14 protein-coding genes and 1 pseudogene are annotated in these 19,072 nt (G+C 72.0%); 7 read left to right on the top strand and 8 right to left on the bottom strand.

The annotated features are described in order from the left end of the window. Nucleotides 1–117: 117 nt before the first annotated feature. The 3 genes and pseudogenes from Saso_RS01180 to Saso_RS01170 form a co-directional block, all read left to right on the top strand. A pseudogene (locus tag Saso_RS01180) lies at nucleotides 118–741 on the top strand (TetR/AcrR family transcriptional regulator); the annotation flags it as partial. A 300-nt stretch (nucleotides 742–1,041) separates the two neighbouring features. Then, a complete protein-coding gene (locus tag Saso_RS01175; RefSeq protein ID WP_372442394.1) occupies nucleotides 1,042–1,998 on the top strand; it encodes an endonuclease/exonuclease/phosphatase family protein in 957 nt (318 codons plus the stop codon). A gap of 108 nt (nucleotides 1,999–2,106) precedes the next feature. Further along, entirely contained in the window at nucleotides 2,107–3,333 is a 1,227-nt protein-coding gene (locus Saso_RS01170; protein WP_189917087.1) for an MFS transporter, read from the top strand. Between the two features lie 151 nt (nucleotides 3,334–3,484). Here the strand turns inward: Saso_RS01170 and Saso_RS01165 are convergent, their stop codons facing one another. The 4 genes from Saso_RS01165 to Saso_RS01150 form a co-directional block, all read right to left on the bottom strand. Next, nucleotides 3,485–5,239 carry an NAD+ synthase gene (locus Saso_RS01165; RefSeq protein ID WP_189917085.1) on the bottom strand — a complete coding sequence of 585 codons (1,755 nt, stop codon included), beginning with the start codon at nucleotides 5,237–5,239 and terminating at the stop codon, nucleotides 3,485–3,487. A gap of 139 nt (nucleotides 5,240–5,378) precedes the next feature. Next, nucleotides 5,379–7,322: a S53 family peptidase gene (locus Saso_RS01160; RefSeq protein WP_189917083.1), complete on the bottom strand. Its 1,944-nt coding sequence runs from the start codon at nucleotides 7,320–7,322 to the stop codon at nucleotides 5,379–5,381. Between the two features lie 203 nt (nucleotides 7,323–7,525). Beyond that, complete coding sequence (locus Saso_RS01155) at nucleotides 7,526–8,140, bottom strand: DUF305 domain-containing protein (RefSeq protein WP_229900974.1); 615 nt, start codon at nucleotides 8,138–8,140, stop codon at nucleotides 7,526–7,528. After that, nucleotides 8,137–8,808, bottom strand: coding sequence for a DUF3105 domain-containing protein (locus Saso_RS01150; RefSeq protein ID WP_189917081.1), 672 nt, complete (start codon nucleotides 8,806–8,808; stop codon nucleotides 8,137–8,139). The genes Saso_RS01155 and Saso_RS01150 overlap by 4 nt, the downstream gene beginning before the upstream one ends. A 203-nt stretch (nucleotides 8,809–9,011) precedes the next feature. On the opposite strand from Saso_RS01150, the gene Saso_RS01145 reads away from it, so the two are divergent. Both Saso_RS01145 and Saso_RS01140 read left to right on the top strand, forming a co-directional pair. Further along, the gene (locus Saso_RS01145; RefSeq protein WP_189917079.1) at nucleotides 9,012–9,455 is read left to right on the top strand and encodes an RrF2 family transcriptional regulator; all 444 of its coding nucleotides are present in this window, start codon (nucleotides 9,012–9,014) and stop codon (nucleotides 9,453–9,455) included. 87 nt (nucleotides 9,456–9,542) lie between these two features. Further along, nucleotides 9,543–9,809: a DUF6959 family protein gene (locus tag Saso_RS01140; RefSeq protein WP_189917077.1), complete on the top strand. Its 267-nt coding sequence runs from the start codon at nucleotides 9,543–9,545 to the stop codon at nucleotides 9,807–9,809. A 76-nt stretch (nucleotides 9,810–9,885) separates the two neighbouring features. Here the strand turns inward: Saso_RS01140 and Saso_RS01135 are convergent, their stop codons facing one another. Next, on the bottom strand, nucleotides 9,886–11,109 hold the full coding sequence (locus Saso_RS01135; protein WP_189917074.1) for a globin domain-containing protein: 1,224 nt from the start codon (nucleotides 11,107–11,109) through the stop codon (nucleotides 9,886–9,888). A gap of 338 nt (nucleotides 11,110–11,447) precedes the next feature. Here Saso_RS01135 and Saso_RS01130 point away from each other — a divergent pair, with 338 nt between their 5' ends. Then, nucleotides 11,448–12,809, top strand: a complete 1,362-nt coding sequence (locus Saso_RS01130; RefSeq protein ID WP_020126756.1) for a glutamine synthetase family protein — start codon at nucleotides 11,448–11,450, stop codon at nucleotides 12,807–12,809. 218 nt (nucleotides 12,810–13,027) lie between these two features. On the opposite strand, the gene Saso_RS01125 is transcribed toward Saso_RS01130, so the two are convergent. Next, entirely contained in the window at nucleotides 13,028–14,266 is a 1,239-nt protein-coding gene (locus Saso_RS01125; RefSeq protein WP_189917072.1) for a hypothetical protein, read from the bottom strand. Between the two features lie 229 nt (nucleotides 14,267–14,495). After that, complete coding sequence (locus Saso_RS01120) at nucleotides 14,496–14,930, bottom strand: VOC family protein (protein ID WP_189917070.1); 435 nt, start codon at nucleotides 14,928–14,930, stop codon at nucleotides 14,496–14,498. Nucleotides 14,931–15,101: 171 nt separating this feature from the next. Here Saso_RS01120 and Saso_RS01115 point away from each other — a divergent pair, with 171 nt between their 5' ends. Beyond that, nucleotides 15,102–18,098 (top strand): bifunctional [glutamine synthetase] adenylyltransferase/[glutamine synthetase]-adenylyl-L-tyrosine phosphorylase, encoded by a 2,997-nt coding sequence (locus Saso_RS01115; RefSeq protein WP_189917068.1) that lies wholly within the window; start codon nucleotides 15,102–15,104, stop codon nucleotides 18,096–18,098. 6 nt (nucleotides 18,099–18,104) lie between these two features. Here Saso_RS01115 and Saso_RS01110 read toward each other — a convergent pair whose 3' ends face one another. Continuing rightward, a complete protein-coding gene (locus tag Saso_RS01110; protein ID WP_189917066.1) occupies nucleotides 18,105–19,061 on the bottom strand; it encodes a DMT family transporter in 957 nt (318 codons plus the stop codon). Nucleotides 19,062–19,072: the final 11 nt, after the last annotated feature.

Below are 19,072 nucleotides of genomic sequence, written 5' to 3'. Positions count from 1 at the left end.
GGCCGGGAGCCGCCGTCCCGCCGGCCGGCCTCTCGGCGACAATTCCCCCAGTGCGACGAAAGGACCGACGACGTGAGCCTCGCCGACAGGGGGAGCACCGACACGGTGACCACACGGATCACCGGCACACCGCATCCCGTCCCGGAGGCCGGCGCGGAGCAGCCCGTGCGGGGGCGGCCCCGCAGCGAGGCCGTCGAACGGGCCATCATCGAGGGCACGATGAAGCTGCTGGAGGACGGCGTCCCGCTCGCCGAGATCTCCATCGAGCGCATCGCCCGCACCGCGGGTGTCGGCAAGGCCGCCATCTACCGCCGCTGGAGCGGCAAGGAGGCACTCTTCGTCGATGTGCTGCGCGCCGCCGAGCCGCAGGATCCCGAACTCCCCGGCACCTCCATGCGGGAGGACCTGATCGTGCTGCTGGAGGCGCTGCGCCGGCGGGGCCTGGCCAACCGTTCCTCGGCGATCCTGCACAACGTGCACGCCCAGATGAAGAGCAGCCCGAAGATCTGGGCGGCGTACCACAAGACCGCGATAGAACCCCGGCGCCGGATGGGCGCCGAGGTCCTGCGCAGGGGCCAGGAGAACGGCGAGCTCCGCGCCGACCTGGACCTGGAACTCCTGAACGACATGTTCGTCGGCCCCATGCTGGTGCGCGCGATCCTGCGCCCCGAGGCCGACCTCTCCGAAGAACTTCCGGAGCGCATCGTCGACGCGCTGCTCGCCGGGCTACGGCCCGTCAGTTCCCCCGGCGCACAGGCGGATGTGCGCGTTTCGTCACAGACCGGGTCACAGGGCCCGGGACCGGAACCCGCGGGACCGCCCCGGTCGTCCTCGATCCCGTACGGCCGTCACGGGACGGCGAGATCGGAGCCGATCATCCCCTAGGGTCGTACCCGGGGGACGGACGGTGTGCACGGCAGGCGGTGAGGCGACGGTATGGCGCAGCAGGCGTACATGACGGAGACGGACGGCGACGGAGGCTCGGGTCCCGAGCCCCGGAAGGTTCGGCTCCGGCGCCTGATCGGCACCCTGCTCGGCCGGATGGGCGCGGGGTGGCGCGGCGATCCGCGTATCTGGCGGCGGGGTCTGGTCCTCACCGGGTTCGCGCTGGCGTTCTCCCTGGTGATGCTGGTGCACTCGCGCATCCCCAACCGCTACGGCAACCTCGGCAGCCTCACGGAGACGTTCCTGCCGTGGATCGGCGTGTTCGTGCCGGTGCTGCTGGTGCTCGCGCTGGTGCGCAGATCCGCGATCGCGCTGATCGCCGTGATCCTCCCGGCGGTCGTCTGGCTGAACCTCTTCGGCGGGCTGCTCGGCGACAAGACGGGCAGCGGCGGCGAGCTGACCGTCGCCACCCACAACGTCAACGCCGACAACCCGGATCCCGCCGGCACCGCCCGTGACGTGGCCGCGTCCGAGGCCGACGTGCTGGCGCTGGAGGAGCTGACCGCCACGGCGGTGCCGGTGTACGAGAAGGCGCTGGCGGCGACGTACCGGTACCACTCGGTGCAGGGCACGGTCGGCCTGTGGAGCAGGTACCCGCTGAGCGGGGTGAAGCCCGTGGACATCAAGCTGGGCTGGACGCGCGCGATGCGGGCGACGGTCGCGGCGCCCGGCGGCGAGGTCGCCGTCTACGTCGCCCATCTGCCCTCGGTGCGGGTCAAGCTCCAGGCCGGGTTCACCGCCCGTCAGCGCGACAAGAGCGCCGACGCGCTGGGTGAGGCGATCGCCGGCGAGAGGCTGACCCGGGTGGTCCTGCTCGGCGACCTCAACGGCACCATGAACGACCGTTCCCTCAACGCCGTGACCTCCCAGATGCGTTCCACGCAAGGGGCGGCGGGCAGCGGCTTCGGCTTCAGCTGGCCCGCGTCGTTCCCGATGGCGCGGATCGACCAGATCATGGTGAAGGGCGTCGAGCCGGTCACCTCCTGGACGCTCCCGCAGACCGGCAGCGACCATCTGCCGGTGGCGGCGCGTGTGAAGGTCACCACACCTTAACCGGGCGGTCACCCGCCGGAATAGCGGGCCGGGGAGACTTTGTTCCGTACTTGAACATACGAAACGTATGATGAACGGAACCCGCTCTCCCTGAAAGGCAAGTCCTCCATGCCCCTGGCCCTGCTCGCCCTGGCCGTGGGTGCCTTCGGAATCGGCACCACGGAGTTCGTGATGATGGGCCTGCTGCCCGACGTCGCGGACGACCTGCATGTCTCGATCCCGACCGCCGGACACCTGGTCTCCGCGTACGCGCTCGGCGTCGTCATCGGCGCGCCGCTGCTGGCCGCCGCGACGGCCCGGATGTCCCGCCGGACCGTCCTGATCTCCCTCATGGGCCTCTTCGTCGCGGGCAACGCCCTGTCGTCCTTCGCCCCCGGCTACGACTCCCTGCTCGCCGCCCGCTTCGTCAGCGGCCTCCCGCACGGCGCCTTCTTCGGCGTGGGCGCGGTGGTGGCCACCGGCCTGGTCGCCCCCGAGCGCAAGGCCCGCTCGGTGTCGCTGATGTTCCTCGGCCTGACCGTCGCCAACATCGCGGGCGTCCCCGTCGCCACCCTCATGGGCCAGCACCTCGGCTGGCGGGCGACCTTCCTCGGCGTCAGCGCCATCGGCCTCGCGGCGATAGCCTCCCTGGCCCTGCTGATCCCGCACGACCGCGGTCAGGCGCCCGCGGCCGGGCTGCGCCGTGAACTCGCCGCCCTGCGCTCCCTGCCGGTGTGGCTCGCGCTCGGCACCACGGTGGCCGGCTTCGGCGCGCTGTTCTCCGCGTACAGCTACATCACCCCGATGCTCACGGACTCCGCGGGCTACGCCGACTCCAGCGTCACGCTGCTGCTCGCGCTGTTCGGGGTCGGCGCCACCATCGGCAACCTGCTCGGCGGCCGTCTCGCCGACCACGCGATGCGTCCCACCCTGTTCGCCGGACTGACCTCGCTCGCCCTGGTCCTGGCCCTGTTCCCGCTGCTGATGGCGACGGCCTGGGGCGGAGCGCTGGCCGTCGTCCTGCTGGGCGTCGCCGCCTTCGTGACGGGTTCGCCGCTCAACCTGATGGTGATGGAGAAGGCGGCCGCGGGCCCGTCCCTCGCCTCCTCCGCCAACCAGGCGGCCTTCAACATGGCCAACGCCGGCGGTGCCTGGATCGGCGGCCTGGCCCTCGCGGCCGGGTTCGGTACCACCTCGCCCGCGCTGGCGGGCGCGGCCCTGGCCGTCCTGGGCCTGGCCGTGGCCGGTGTCGCCGCCGCGGTCGACGCGCGCCGTGCCCCGCGGACGGGCGGCCGCGAGCGCGTCGTCGCGACCCATGTGCCGCGCGCCGCCGCGGAGGCGGCGGCCCGCCACTGAGCCCGCCCCACCGCGCCGACCCCGCACCCGCCCGACACCCGGAGGCCTCCCTCCGGGCGTCGGGCGCGGGCGTGCCGGGGGTCCGCGACGCACGACGCCCGGCCCGGACGCCTCTCGCGTCCGTGCCGGGCGTCGTCCGTCGCGCGGGCGGTCAGACGGACTCCCGCCAGCCGTTCGTGATCGGCAGGCGGCGGTCCTTGCCGAAGCCCTTCGGCGAGATCTTCGTGCCCGGCGGGTACTGGCGCCGCTTGTACTCGGCCGTGTCCACCATGCGCAGGGTCTTGACGACCAGCTCACGGTCGTAGCCCGCCGCCACGATCGCGTCCGCGCCCTGGTCCCGGTCGACGTACAGCTCGAGGATCGCGTCCAGGACCGGGTAGTCCGGGAGCGAGTCGGTGTCCACCTGGCCGGGGCGCAGTTCCGCGCTCGGCGGCTTGGTGATCGAGTTCTCGGGGATCGGCGGGGTCTGCCCCCGCTCCGCCGCGGCGCGGTTGCGCCACTCCGCCAGCCGGAAGATCCACGTCTTGTAGACGTCCTTGATGGGGCCGTACGCGCCCACCGAGTCGCCGTACAGGGTCGAGTAACCGACCGCCAGCTCCGACTTGTTGCCGGGGGCGAGGACGATGTGGCCCTCCTGGTTGGAGAGGGCCATCAGCAGCGTGCCGCGCAGGCGGGACTGGAGGTTCTCCTCGGCCAGACCCGTCAGACCGAGCGAGCCCATGTACGCGTCGAACATCGGCTCGATCGGGACCGTGCGCAGGTGCAGGCCCGTCCGGCGCGCCAGCTCCGCCGCGTCCCCCTTCGAGTGCTCGGAGGAGTACTTCGACGGCATCGACACGCCGTACACGTTCTCCGCGCCCAGCGCGTCGCACGCGAGCGCCGCGACGAGCGCCGAGTCGATACCGCCCGACAGCCCGATGAGCACCGAGCGGAAACCGTTCTTCGCGACATAGGCGCGCAGCCCCACGACCAGCGCCGAGTAGATCTCCTCGGCGTCGTCCAGCCGCTCCGCGTACCCGCCGCTCAGCTCGGGTTCGTAGGCGGGCAGCGGTTCCTCGGACAGCACCACGCGGTCGATGCGCAGACCGTCGTCCACGACGCCCGTCGGCGCGTCGGCCGGGGCGGCGGGCAGGTCCAGGTCCAGGACCACGCACCCTTCCGAGAACTGCGGCGCCCGGGCCACGACCTCGCCGTCCCGGTCGACGACGATCGAGTCGCCGTCGAACACCAGCTCGTCCTGGCCGCCCGTCATCGCGAGGTAGGCGGTGGTGCAGCCGGCCTCCTGGGCCCGCTTGCGGACCAGCTCGAGCCGGGTGTCGTCCTTGTCGCGCTCGTAGGGCGAGGCGTTGACGGAGAGCAGCAGTCCCGCCTGCGCGGAGCGCGCCGCGGGCACCCGGCCGCCGTCCTGCCAGAGGTCCTCGCAGATGGCGAGGGCCACGTCGACGCCGTGCACCCGCAGCACCGGCATGGTGTCGCCCGGCACGAAGTAGCGGAACTCGTCGAAGACGCCGTAGTTGGGCAGGTGGTGCTTGGCGAAGGACAGGACCACCTCGCCGCCGTACAGCACCGCCGCCGCGTTGCGCGGCGAGCCGGCCGGGCGGCCGAACCTCGGGCGCCCGCCCTCGGACCGGTCGAGGTAGCCGACGAGCACCGGAAGTGCGCCGAAGCCCTCGTCGGCGAGGCGGGCGGCGAGCGCGCGCAGGGCCGTGCGGGAGGCTTCCACGAAGGAGGAGCGCAGGGCCAGGTCCTCGACGGGATACCCGGTCAGCGCCATCTCCGGGAACGCCACGAGGTGCGCTCCCTGTTCGGCGGAGTGCCGGGTCCAGCGGAGGATCGTTTCGGTGTTGCCGGCGAGGTCGCCGACGCGCGAGTCGATCTGGTTCAGGGCGAGACGAAGTTGAGGCACGCGCACCAGTGTAATCGTCAATGCGACGCGATGGGGGGCGCGGGGTGCCGAACACCCCACGCCCCCCACGCCCCCCTCCGCGTACGCGGGCCCGCCGGACGCGCCCGGGAGGCGCGCGCGGGACCCGCGTACGGCGGGCTCAGCGCCTGCTGCGGTACGACTCCACGTAGCCGTTCGTGGGCGAGCCCACGCCGGTGACGTCGTCGTAGCCCTTCACGGCGGACAGCGAGCTGTCCTTGCCGAGGCTGCGGACGGACGTCAGCAGACCGCCCGTCGCGTCGTACCCGTTGGCGAAGTCGACGCGCGCGACCGCGAGTCCGGAGCCGGTCGGGTTGTCCGTGACGTCGTGGTAGACCCGCGAGCCGTACTTGGAGTAGATCGACGGGTTGGCGAAACCGATCGCCTTGCCGCCGTGCGCCTCCTGGGCCAGTGCCTGCACGGCCGCGATGACCGGAGCCGCCAGCGAGGTCCCGCCGATGCGGTACTCGCTGTACTGCTGGGTCCCGTCCGCGAAGGTCTGGGTCTGGCCGACCTTGAAGCCGGTGTTCGGGTCGGCGATCGCCGCGATGTCCGGGACGACGCGGTTGCCGGCGGCGTTGTTCGCCGTGGCGAGCGCCTTCGGGACGACACCCTTCTGGTAGTAAGGCTGCGCGACCGTCCTGCTCGTGCCGCCGCCCGCACCCGAGGTGTACGCGCCCGGGAAGTCCGTCCAGCTCTTGCCGTCGGCCGACAGCGAGGCCTTGTCGGTGCCCCAGCCGGTCTCCCACAGGTACTTGTCGTTCTTGCCGACCGCCAGCGAGGTGCCGCCGACCGCCGTCACCCACGCGGAGTTGGCCGGGGTGTCGACCTGCTTCGTACCGGTGTTGGCGACCTCGTCGCCGTTGTCGCCGGAGGAGAAGTAGAAGCCGATGCCCTCGACCGCGCCGAACTGGAAGACCTGGTCGTAGGCGGCCGCCAGGTCCGGCGTCTGGTTGGCCTCGATGTCGCCCCACGAGTTGGAGACGATGTCGGCCAGGTGGTTGTCGACGACCTTGCTGAGCGAGTCGAGCAGATCGTCGTCGTAGCAGGACGCGGCGCCCACGTACGTGACGTTCGCGGCCGGCGCGACCGCGTGCACGGCCTCGACGTCGAGGGTCTCCTCGCCGTACCAGCCCGCCGCCCCGCACTCCTCGGTCCTCGTGTAGTCCGCCGGCAGGACCTGGCGCAGCTGCCCGGTCTTCCAGGACGCGTCGCCGTGCGCCTTCGCGTAGGTGGCCGCGTCGAAGGCGATCGTCGGGGAGGCGTACGCGTCGGTGATGGCGACACGCACCCCCTTGCCCGTGAAGCCGCCCGCGCCGTACGCGGCGCGCAGCTGCTTGCCGGTGTACCCCTGCACGGCGTACGGGATCTTCTTCCCGTAGGCCGACGGCAGGGTGCTCGCCGTGTTGGAGCCGTAGTACGAGGAGAACGGCCCGGAGTTCTTGAACACCGCGTCCGGAGGCGGCAGCTGCTCCTTGGACGCGGCCTTGTGCGGCGCGTTGTCCAGACCCGTGACGGTCAGGACGGCACCGTCCAGGCTCGCCGGGGCCGAGGCCGTGCCCGACGGCGCGCGATAGGTCTTGCCGCCCTTGGCGTAGTTGTGCAGCTGCGTGCCGAACGCCTTCTCGACCGCGGCCACGTCACCGCTGACCGCCACGTAGTGCCGGCTCGTGCCGGTCACCTTCAGACCGGCCGCCGTCAGCCACGACCTGACCGCGGCCACCTGCGCCGGGGTCGCGCCGAAGCGGGCCTCGGCCTGCTCGGCGGAGAGGTACTTGCCGTACGCGGGCGAGCCGGGGTCGGACACGGACTTGGCGTACGCCGCGAGACCTGCGGCGTCCCGTCCGGCCAGGTAGACCCGGGCGGAGACCTTGGCGCTGTCCGAGGTCGATCCCTTGTCCGCCTTGGCCGTGGCCCACGCGGGCCTGGTCCCGGCCAGCGTGTCACGGGCCGGGCCGTCCGCCGCGTGCGCGGCGGGTATGCCGAGCGCCAGCGCGCCCGCGATCATGGGCAGAGTCGCCGCCATGCTCGCTCCGGCGCGCAGCGCGGCGCGATTGGATCTCATAGGACCCCCTGTATGTGGTTCGACGCGAGTAGATCACTCGACGTGCTGGCCACTCTCGCGACGAACGCTTCATGCAAGGGGAATGCGGACACCAACAAAGACCCAAGTGACCGCTTGCTGGGCTGATTTGACGGAAACGTCCGTGAAATCGAGGGAAAACCCTATGCGTTGGGCGGGCGGCCCCTGCGCCGGTCGTCACGGCGCTACGGCTTGGCCCCCCGCGCCTTCAGCATGCCCGCCATCAGGTCGATCTCCGACTGCTGCGCCTCGACCATGCCCTGCGCCAGCCGCTTCTCCACTCCGACCGTGCACTTGGCCACGCACCCCTCGGCCATGTGGATGCCGCCCTTGTGGTGGTCGGTCATGAGCCGGAGGAAGAGGATGTCGGCCTGTCTGCCGTTGAGCGTGCCGAGCTTCTTCAGTTCGGCGCCGGTGGCCATGCCGGGCATCAGGGCGCCGTCCTCGCCCCCGGCCATCGAGCCCATGCCCATCCAGGACATGGGCGCGTCGGACGACACCTTCGGCAGCCCCCACAGGTCCAGCCACCCGATCAGCATGCCGCGCTGGTTCGCCTGCGTCTGCGCGATGTCGTAGGCGAGCCGCCGCACGTCCGCGTCGGCCGTGCGGTCGCGCACGATGTACGCCATCTCCACGGCCTGCTGGTGATGGACGGCCATGTCCCGGGCGAACCCGGCGTCGGCGGAGTCGGCGGCGGGCGTCGCGTCGCCCGATCCGCCGTCCCCGGCGACGGAGTAGGTGACGGCCCCGGCGGCGACGAGCGCTGCGGCCACGGCCACCGCCACTGCGGCGTACCTCACTTGGGCAGACCGCCCGTGCAGGCCGCACCCGGCTCGGGCGTCTGCTCGCCCTGCACGAACTTCTCCAGGAACTTGTCCACGTTCGGGTCGCTCGCGCTCGTCACCGTGCGCTGGTGCGCCCACGCGGTGAGCATGATCGGGTCGGCCTGGGCGTCGTCCGGGCTCATGAGCGTGTAGGGCGTCTTCCTGACCTTGGCCGCCAGCGCGTCGACGTCCGCCTTGCTCGCCTTGCTGTTGTACGTCACCCAGACCGCGCCGTGCTCGAGCGAGTGCACCGCGTTCATGTTGTCGAGGACCCGGGTGTAGACGTCGCCGTTGCAGTTCATCCAGACCTGGTTGTGGTCCCCGCCGACGGGCGGCTCGGTCGGGTACTTCACGGTCTTGGCGACATGGGTGCGGCCGAGCTTCCCTTCCCACGTCCGTACGCCGTCCGCGCCGGTCACGAAGTGCCCCGAGGCCGCCTTGCCGTCGGCGGAGGTGTCCTTGCCGTCGTCGCCCGACTGCGACTTCACGACGAACACCCCGCCGGCGACCAGCGCGGCCACGGCGAGGGCGCTGCCGCCGATCGCGAGGATCCTGTTGCGCCGCTCACGGGCCTGGTCGGCCCGGCGCATCTCCTCTATGCGTGCCTTGCGCGCCGGGTTGCTGGTCTTGTCGGCGGAACCCATGAGACCTGTCCTTCTGGGGAAAAGGGGGCGGGACGATCGGGGCGTGCGGGTCCGCTGATCGTAATGGGGGAGACGGACAAAGTCGTAGACCGGTCACGGCCACAGAGGGCGAGGGGGAGGTGGGGACCGGTGGCGGCAGGGCGTTGGGGGCGGGCCGGGCGGATATATTGCACCCTAGATGCGTATTATCTACGCTTCCTTCCATGCGGCTGTTGCGATCCACCGACCTGGCACTGCGCGTCCTCATGCGGCTCGCGGTGGCGGGGGACACCCCGGAGGCCACCCCCACGACCCGTGACGTGGCGGCCGCGATGGAGGTGCCGTACACCCACGCGGCCAAGGTCGTGGCCGAGCTCCAGCACATGGGGCTGCTGGAGGCCCGCCGGGGCAGGGGCGGCGGCCTGGCCCTCACCGCCGGCGGCCGCACGGCGTCCGTCGGTACGGTGGTCCGCGCCTTCGAGGGCGACGGCGACGTCGTCGACTGCGAGGGCGCCACCCCCTGCCCGCTGAGGTCCGCCTGCCGCTTGCGGGGCGCCCTGCGCCGGGCCCGGGAGGCCTTCTTCGCGTCGCTGGACCCGATCACGGTCACCGACATCGTGGCCGAGCCCACGGGGCCGCTGCTGCTGGGGATCGCGCGGGCCGGCTGACCCCGCGGGCACCCCGGGCGCCGCCTTCACGCTTCCCCCCTGCCCATGTGGTTGAAGGCGCGTCGCCGGGCCGGATTGGATGGCCCGATGGAACGCATCGAAGCAGAACTGTTCACCGACGGCGGCAACAACGCCGTGGTCCGCCTGCCCGGAAGGCGGTTCCCCGGAGTGCTCGTGCAGGGCGACTCCCTGCACATCCTCCGCACCGACGTGGCCGAACTGGTGGAGGCCTGCGAACGGGGCGATCTGGGCGACGCCCGTGACGCGGCCGGCCTGCTCCTGGCAGGCCTCGACAGCCTGCTGGAGCGTTACGCCGGCGCGCTGCGCGAGCACGGGATCCCCCGGCCGTACTGACCGGCCGCCGTGCACCGGGGGCCGGCCGCGGACCACAGGGGCGGGCGGCGGCCGGAGGGCGGGCGCGCCCGTGGGGTCAGGCGCGGGCCAGCCACAGGTCCGGGCCGAACACCTCGTAGTGCACGTCCGCCGGGGCGACCCCCTTCTCGATCAGCTGCGCCCGCACCGCCCGCATGAACGGCAGCGGACCGCACAGGTACGCGCGCGTGCCCGGGGCGACGGGCACGTCGGTGAGGTCGGCCAGGCCCGTCCGGGCGTGCGCCGGGGCCTCGCGCTCGTACCAGAGATGCACGGACGCGTCCGGCAGCTTCGCCGCGTACGCCTCGTGGTCCGCGCGCAGCGCGTGGTCCGCGGGGGAGCGGTCGGCGTGCACGACGGTGACCGGCGCGTCGTGGCCGGAGGCCGCGAGGTGCGCCAGCATCGGCACGATCGGCGTGATGCCGATGCCCGCCGAGGCGAGCAGCACGGGGGCGCCCTCGACGCCGTCGAGGACCAGGTCGCCGTACGGCTCGGAGAGTTCGAGCACGGCGCCCTCGCGCACCCGCGCGTGGAGGTGGTCGGAGACCTCGCCCTCCGGGGTCGCCGGGCCCCCGCCGACCCGCTTGACGCTGATCCGGCGCACGTCCGCGCCCGGCGCACCGGAGAGGCTGTACTGCCGTATCTGGCGCGCGCCGTCGGGCAGCTGCGTGCGGACGGACACGTACTGGCCCGCGCGGAAGTCCCGTACCGGGGCGCCGTCGCGCGGACGCAGCGAGAAGGTGACGACGTCCGCGGTCTCCTCGACGCGGTCCACGACCTCCCACTCCCGCCAGGCGGCGCCGCCGCGCTCCGCGTACAGGCGGCGCTCGATCGCGATCAGCGCGTTCGCCATCAGCCAGTAGACCTCGTCCCAGGCGGCGGCGACCTCGGGGGTGACCGCCTCGCCGAGGACGCCCGCGATGGCGGCGAAGAGGTGCTCGTGGACCACCTCGTACTGCTCGGGCGTCACGCCGAGCGAGGCGTGCTTGTGGGCGATCCGGGTGAGCATCGCGTCGGGGCGGTCCTGCGGCCGGTCCCGCCGCCGTCCGTCCGCGGTGTCCCCGGTCTGCTCGACGAGGCGGGTGGCGAAGGCGGCGATGGACCCGGCCAGCGCCTGGCGCTGGGTGCCGGCGGCCTGGTTGCCGCGGTTGAACAGGTCGCGGAGGAGGTCCGGGTGCGCCGCGAAGAGCCCGGCGTAGAAGCGCTCGGTGATCTCCCCGATGGCCGCTCCCACGGCGGGGAGGGTGGCGCGGACGGTGGCTGCGGACTGTTCGGACAGCATCAGGGCTCCTCGGGGCTCACTGGGCGTTCTGCCGTCCCGCACGCTAGTAAAACTTGCATCTGAGATGCAAATTAAATGCCCGGGAGGGACGGAAGGGGTGGGGCATTACGGATGACGGTGCGAGCAGGCAAGATGGGCGGCAGAGCAGCACACCCGTCGCACGCAGGACGTACGGCGGTGCCTCTGCCGGACGCGCCGCGTTCAGGCCCGGGTCGCCGACGCGATCATGGTCGGCAACGCGTACGAAACGGTGTTGTGGTGTGATGCTCGGGTGCCCGACCGCCTCTCCGTGGGACGGGATCCAGGCGGCCTGACCAGCAAGGATGGGGAAGCGGAAGATGGACAAGCAGCAGGAGTTCGTGCTCCGGACGTTGGAGGAGCGCGACATCCGGTTCGTACGGCTGTGGTTCACGGACGTGCTGGGCTTCCTCAAGTCCGTCGCCGTGGCCCCGGCCGAGCTCGAGCAGGCGTTCGACGAGGGCATCGGTTTCGACGGCTCCGCGATCGAGGGCTTCGCCCGGGTCTACGAGTCCGACATGATCGCCAAGCCGGACCCGTCCACCTTCCAGGTCCTGCCCTGGCGCGCGGAGGCCCCCGGCACCGCCCGGATGTTCTGCGACATCCTCATGCCGGACGGCTCCCCGTCCTTCGCGGACCCGCGGTACGTCCTCAAGCGGGCCCTGGCGCGCGCCTCCGACCTGGGCTTCACCTTCTACACCCACCCCGAGATCGAGTTCTTCCTGCTGAAGAACAAGCCGACCGACGGCTCCCGCCCGACCCCGGCCGACAACTCCGGGTACTTCGACCACACCCCGCAGAACGTGGGCATGGACTTCCGCCGCCAGGCCATCACCATGCTCGAGTCGATGGGCATCTCGGTCGAGTTCTCCCACCACGAGGGCGCCCCGGGCCAGCAGGAGATCGACCTGCGCTACGCCGACGCGCTCTCCACCGCCGACAACATCATGACCTTCCGCCTGGTCATGAAGCAGGTCGCGCTGGAGCAGGGAGTCCAGGCGACCTTCATGCCCAAGCCGTTCTCCGAGCACCCCGGCAGCGGCATGCACACCCACCTCTCCCTCTTCGAGGGCGACCGCAACGCGTTCTACGAGTCGGGCGCGGAGTACCAGCTCTCCAAGGTCGGCCGGTCCTTCATCGCCGGTCTGCTCAAGCACGCCGCGGAGATCGCCGCCGTCACCAACCAGTGGGTCAACTCCTACAAGCGCATCTGGGGCGGCTCCGAGCGCACGGCCGGCGCGGGCGGCGAGGCGCCGTCGTACATCTGCTGGGGCCACAACAACCGCTCCGCGCTGGTCCGCGTGCCGATGTACAAGCCCGGCAAGACGGGCTCCGCGCGCATCGAGGTCCGCTCCCTCGACTCCGGCACCAACCCGTACCTCGCGTACGCCATGCTGCTCGCCGCCGGCCTCAAGGGCGTCGAGGAGGGCTACGAGCTCCCGCCGGGCGCCGAGGACGACGTCTGGGCCCTGTCCGACGCCGAACGCCGCGCCATGGGCATCGAGCCCCTCCCGCAGAACCTGGGCGAGGCCCTCGGCCTGATGGAACGCAGCGACCTGGTCGCCGAGACCCTCGGCGAGCACGTCTTCGACTTCTTCCTGCGCAACAAGAAGGCGGAGTGGGAGGAGTACCGCTCCGAGGTCACCGCCTTCGAGCTCCGCAAGAACCTGCCGGTGCTGTAGGGGCTGGTCGGGACACGTATTGCTGGAACGAGGTACAGGGCCGACGGCCAGGACATCGTCGGCCCTGTCTCGTTGCGATGGCGGTGGGCGTCTACGGGCCGTTGCGCGCAGGAGGGCCGGAGGATTCAGTCCTCGCCACAGGCCGAGGACTGTGAGGGGGTGGCGTTCGGCAGGGAGGCCGCGCACGCGGCGTACGCATGGTGACCTCCGGAGGGAGATCAGGAGTCGGGCCTGCCCGTGCCCGGCCCGGGTTCTCTGACCGGGTCCGGGTCGGTCCGGGCTCCGGGCAGCAGTGGAGGCCCCGCACCGCCGTTCGGTGGCAGGGCGACCGGCGCATGAGGATCTTCACCGGAGTCGGGGATGCTCTGCACCAGGGCCACCAGGTTGCCGATGGCAGGGCCCAGTTGTTCGCTGCGCCAGCGAAGCACTCCTTGCAGGCGCATCAGCGCGGAGGTGAGTTCCCCGTCCGCTGCTCTCTCCGAATTCTCGATCAGCAGTACTAAATCTTCTTGGATGTCCTGATCTCTCGGTAGCTCAGGAATTTCCGCTCGCTTTTCGCTGAGCGCGCGTGCGATGTAGATCAGCTGGTCGAGCCCCTGGTATTCACCTGCCCCTACGGCATCCCTTCCCCATACGACGTAACCGACCATCCATGCCTGAAGTGAGAAAAGCCAGTACTTCGCCTGCCTGCGCGCTTCGATCTGCTTCTCGCCGAGGAACTGGATGCCCAGCTGGCGGGCCACGCCGACACCGGCTGCCACCGCGAAGCTCGCGCCGCCGAACTCCAGGGCGTCCTGGACGGGCTGGCTGAAGCCCAGGTAGCTGGTGACGAAGGTTCCGAGGCCCGCAGCGAAAGCGTTGACGCCGTCCTGCATGAGACGGTACCGAGCCAGGCGGGCCTCGTCCGAAAGGCCGTGCTGAATCTCGTTGGCCAGGTCGACACGTACTGCTTCCTGGGCTTCCGACGTCCCTCTGGGTTCGAGGAGCAACCCCTGGACGGCGGCGGCGAACCGTGCTCCGAACAGCGCTTCCCGTCGGGGTGTGCGCTCCAGGCCGATCATGTCGAGAGCTTCGGCGCCCTTCTCGCCGGCCGCCGCCTTGGCCGCCCACAAGGCGCACCGGCTCAGGAACATGCTGTTCGTTCCGCGGCGCCACTCCGGGAAGCGCAGGCCGAGCACCACGTGCTTGCGGGTCGCACGTGCGGTGGCCCGCAGGATGCCGCGCGTCTGTTCTCCCGGGACCGCGGTGTGATCGAGTTCGTCGCAGAGGATTCGGGCGGACTGCGCAACTTCCGGCGGCGTCGGTTCATCCCTGCGCTGGTCGGGATGGATCGCCTCGACAACGGCCCTGTAGCGGATGTCCGCCAGAATCGCCCGCTGATGCAATATCCGCTGGACCGCGCGCATTCCGCGATAGGTGCTGGTCGCCGAGCGACCTGCCTCCCCTAAAGTGACCATGCATCAATTTTAGGCACCTGCCGATACGATGAAACAATCGATATTTTTGACTTTGATTGTGTTCGAAATCGGTCATAAAAGTTACGCATTCAGTCGACGGTGATCTCGGTGGTGGGCGGGCGGGGATGCTGCTCGGGATTCTCGCCGCAACAGCACGGGCAAGGGGCCGCCGGTCCACGACCGGCGGCCCCTTGCCCGTGTTCGGTGTCCGCGGGAGCGCTCCGTCGTCCTACTTGCCCCGGAGCTGGGCCAGTACCTGGTGGAGGGGTTCGGTCTCGCGTTTGCGGTACTCCTGGATGGCCCAGCCGTTGCCGTCGGGGTCCTTGAAGTACATGAAGGTCGCTCCGTCCTGCGGGGCGAACTGCTGGGGCTCCGTGACCTCCAGGCCGCGGGCCGTGAGCTCCTCGTGGGCGGCCTTCGCGTCCGTCACGCACAGCTGCATGCCGTGGTAGGTGCCGGGCCGCGGGGTGCCCGTCGGGACCTGGAGGCCGTCCACCAGGGCGATCGAGCAGCCCGAGCCCGGCGGGGTGAGCTGGACGATGCGCACCCCTTCCATGACCTCGCCGTCGAGGTCGACGTGGAAGCCGACCTTGTCGCGGTAGAACTCCTTGGCCCGGTCCACGTCGGACACCGGCAGCAGGATCACCTCTAGGGTCATGTCCATGGCTTGACTCCTTCGTCGCGGCCGTCGCTGTTCGGAGAACCCGAAGTCTCACAGAACCCGTGCTCCCGCAGGGCCCGAAGTCCCACAGAACCGGAAACCGGTCCGGGGCGCCACCGAAGGGGGCGGGTTACGCTCAGGTGCGTACGACCTTGATCCGAGGGAGGGCCGGGGATGATGGCGCCGGGGCGCAGGAGCAGCACCTTCACACGGCTGCTGCGGCACGGCTTCACCGATCCCTCCGCCGCCGAGCGGCTGCTGGACGGGCCCGAGCTGTCCCCGGTGCGCGACGACCCCTTCCTGCTGGAGGCCCTCGGCGGCACCGCCGACCCCGATCTCGCCCTGCACGGCCTCGTCCGGCTGCTGGAGGCGCAGCCGGGGCAGACCGCCCGCCAGGAACTGCTCGACACGCTGATAGCGGCCAAGCCGCTGCGCGACCGGCTGCTCGGCGTACTGGGGGCGTCCGCCGCCCTCGCCGACCACCTCGCCCGGCACCCGCGCGACTGGGAGGCGCTGGTCACGTACGAACCCCGGGACCTGCATCCCGGCGTGGAGGAGTTCGTACGGGGACTGGCCGAGGCCACGGACCCCGTGTCGCTGCGCGTCGCCTACCGGCGCTGCCTGCTGTCGATCGCCGCACGGGACGTGTGCGGGACCACCGACGTCGCGCAGACCGCTGCCGAGCTCGCCGACCTCGCGACCGCCACCCTGCGGGCCGCGCTCCGCCTCGCCGAGGCCGCCGCGCCCGAGGACGCCGCGCTGTGCCGGCTCGCCGTCATCGCGATGGGCAAGTGCGGCGGCCACGAGCTGAACTACGTCTCCGACGTCGACGTGATCTTCGTGGGGGAGGCCGCCGAGGGCGCGGACGAGGGCAAGGCGCTGCGGTCCGCGACCAGGCTCGCCTCGCACCTGATGCGGATCTGCTCCGAGACCACCGTCGAGGGCTCCATCTGGCCCGTCGACGCGAACCTGCGACCCGAGGGCCGCAACGGGCCGCTGGTGCGGACGCTCTCCAGCCATCTCGCCTACTACCAGCGGTGGGCCAAGACCTGGGAGTTCCAGGCCCTGCTGAAGGCACGGCCGGTGGCCGGCGACCTCGCGCTCGGCGCCGAGTACGTCGCCGCCGTCGACCCCCTGGTGTGGCAGGCCGCCGAGCGGGAGAACTTCGTCGTCGACGTACAGCGGATGCGGCGGCGGGTCGTCGAGAACATCCCCGTCGCCGAGGTCGAGCGGGAACTGAAGCTCGGGCCCGGGGGCCTGCGGGACGTCGAGTTCGCCGTGCAGCTGCTGCAACTGGTGCACGGCAGGGCCGACGCCTCGCTGCGCAGCGGCACCACCCTCGACGCCCTCCAGGCGCTCGCCGCGGGAGGTTACGTCGGGCGCGCCGACGCCGAGCAGCTCGACGTCGCCTACCGCTTCCTGCGGTCCATGGAGCACCGCATCCAGCTCTACCGGCTGCGCCGCACCCATCTGGTGCCCGAGGCCGACGCCGACCTGCGGCGGCTGGGCCGCTCCCTCGGCCTGCGCACCGACCCGGTCGCCGAGCTGGGCCAGGAGTGGAAGCGGCACGCCGCCGTCGTCCGGCGGCTGCACGAGAAGCTGTTCTACCGGCCGCTGCTCGACGCCGTCGCCCAACTGGCGCCCGGTGAGACCAGGTTGAGCCCGAAGGCGGCCCGGGAGCGGCTGGTCGCGCTCGGGTACGCCGATCCCGCGTCCGCGCTGCGCCACCTGGAGGCGCTGGCCTCCGGGGTCTCGCGCAAGGCGGCCATCCAGCGCACCCTGCTGCCCGTCCTGCTCGGCTGGTTCGCGGACTCCGCCGACCCGGACGCGGGCCTGCTCAACTTCCGCAAGGTGTCGGACGCCCTCGGCAAGACGCCCTGGTACCTGCGGCTGCTGAGGGACGAGGGCGCCGCGGCGGAGAACCTCGCGCGCGTGCTGTCCGCCGGGCGGCTCGCCCCCGACCTGCTGATGCGGGCACCCGAAGCGGTGGCGCTGCTCGGTGACGGGGACGCCGGCGGGCTGGAGCCGCGCGGGCGCGCGCACCTGGAGCAGGAGACGCTCGCCGCGGTGCGCCGCGCCGACGGGGCGGAGCAGGCCGTCACCGCGGCCCGCGGGGTCCGCCGGCGTGAGCTGTTCCGCACCTGCGCGGCCGACATCGTCGCCTCCTACGGGACGGAGGCGCAGCCGGTCGAAGCCGACCAGGGCGCCCTCGTGGACCTGGTGGGCGGGGCCGTCTCCGACATCACCGCCGCCACCCTGGCCGGTACCCTGCGCGCGGTGGTGCGCGACGGCTGGGGCGACTCGCTGCCCACCCGGTTCGCCGTCATCGGCATGGGCCGCTTCGGCGGCCACGAACTGGGCTACGGCTCCGACGCCGACGTGCTGTTCGTGCACGAGCCCCGGGACGGCGTCGACGAGCGGGAGGCCGGACAGGCCGCGAACAAGGTCGTCTCCGAGATGCGCCGGCTGCTCCAGATCCCGAGCGCCGACCCGCCCCTGCTCATCGACGCGGACCTGCGGCCCGAGGGCAAGTCAGGTCCTCTCGTGCGCACGTTGAAGTCGTACGAGGCCTACTACCGTCGCTGGTCGCTCGGTTGGGAGTCGCAGGCCCTGCTGCGCGCCGAAGTCGTCGCCGGTGACGAGGGGTTGGGGCGGCGGTTCATCGAGCTGATCGACCCGCTGCGGTATCCGGCGGGCGGGCTCACCGAGGACGCCGCCCGGGAGATCCGGCGGCTCAAGGCCCGTATGGAGTCGGAGCGGCTGCCCCGGGGCACCGATCCCAAGTTGCACACCAAGCTCGGACCGGGCGGTCTCTCCGACGTCGAATGGACCGTGCAGCTGGTCCAGATGCGGCACGCGGCGACGCGCCCGGGGCTGCGCACCACCCGCACCCGCGAGGCCCTCGCCGCCGCGCGCGAGGCCGGACTCATCGGCGACGAGGACGCGGCGACGCTGGACGAGGCGTGGGTGCTGGCCACCCGGGTGCGCAACGCGGTGATGCTCGTACGCGGTCGCGCCGGGGACACCTTCCCCTCCGACCCGCGCGAACTGGTCGCCGTGGGACGGTACCTGGGGTACGGGCCGGGGCGGGTCGGCGACATGCTGGACGACTACCGCCGCACCGCCCGCCGCGCCCGCGCGGTGGTGGACGAGCTGTTCTACGGCGGCTAGGGCGTGTCAGGCGGTCGGTCGGGCGGCGGAGCGGGAGGCGGGGCCGGAGGCGGCTGACGAGGCGCTCCCGTGGCGCGGGGCCGCCGGTACGGGGGTGCGGGACGCCGGGCCGCGCCGGGTCAGTCCCACGCCCACCAGCACCACCGCCATGCCCGCGACGACCCGTGCGCCGATGTGCTCGTCCAGGACCACCGCGCCCAGCGCGACCGACACGACGGGGAGCAGGTAGCCGACCGACGCCGCCGTGGTCGGTCCCTCGTCCGCTATCAGCCGGTAGTTGAGGTAGAAGGTCACGCCGGTGCCCAGGACGCCCAGGGCGAGGACGGCGAGCAGGGCGGTGACGTCGGGGCGGAAAGCCCCCGCCGTGGGCAGGGCGAGGGTGCTCCAGGCGGTGGCCGCGAGGAGCTGGGCCGCCGACATGGCCAGCGGGGTGTCCGAGGCCGTCAGGTGCCGGGCCATGTAGGCGAAGGCCACCGCGTAGCTCGCCGCCGCGCCCAGCAGGAACAGGGCGGGCCCGCTGAGGAGGCCCCCGTGGTGCCAGGGCGCGAAGATCAGGACGGTCCCGGCGAAGCCGAGGGCGAGCCCGGCCAGCCGTACCGGACGCAGCGCCCGTTCCGTGCCCAGGCCGATGCCGATGAGCAGGGACCAGAGCGGGGTGGTGGCGTTGAGGACGCCCGCGACACCCGAGTCGAGGTGCCGCTCGCCGAGCGCGAAGAGCGCGAAGGGCAGCGCGTTGCAGAAGAGGGCGGCGACGGCGAGGTGGCGCCAGGTGCCCCGGGAGCGGGGCAGGCGCTGCCCCGCCCGGCGGGCCAGCAGGAGCAGGACGGCCGTGCCCAGGGCGCAGCGGACGACGGTGATCTGGGCGGGCGTCAGGCCGTGGGTCAGGGCCAGCTTGATGAAGAGGAAGCCGGAGCCCCAGAAGAGGGCGAGCGCGGCCATGCGGAGCGTGGAGGCGAGGGGCATGCCCTCTACGG

This window comes from Streptomyces asoensis (assembly GCF_016860545.1).
In the GTDB taxonomy this organism is placed as follows: domain Bacteria; phylum Actinomycetota; class Actinomycetes; order Streptomycetales; family Streptomycetaceae; genus Streptomyces; species Streptomyces asoensis.
This window is presented reverse-complemented; position numbering and strand designations above follow the sequence as displayed.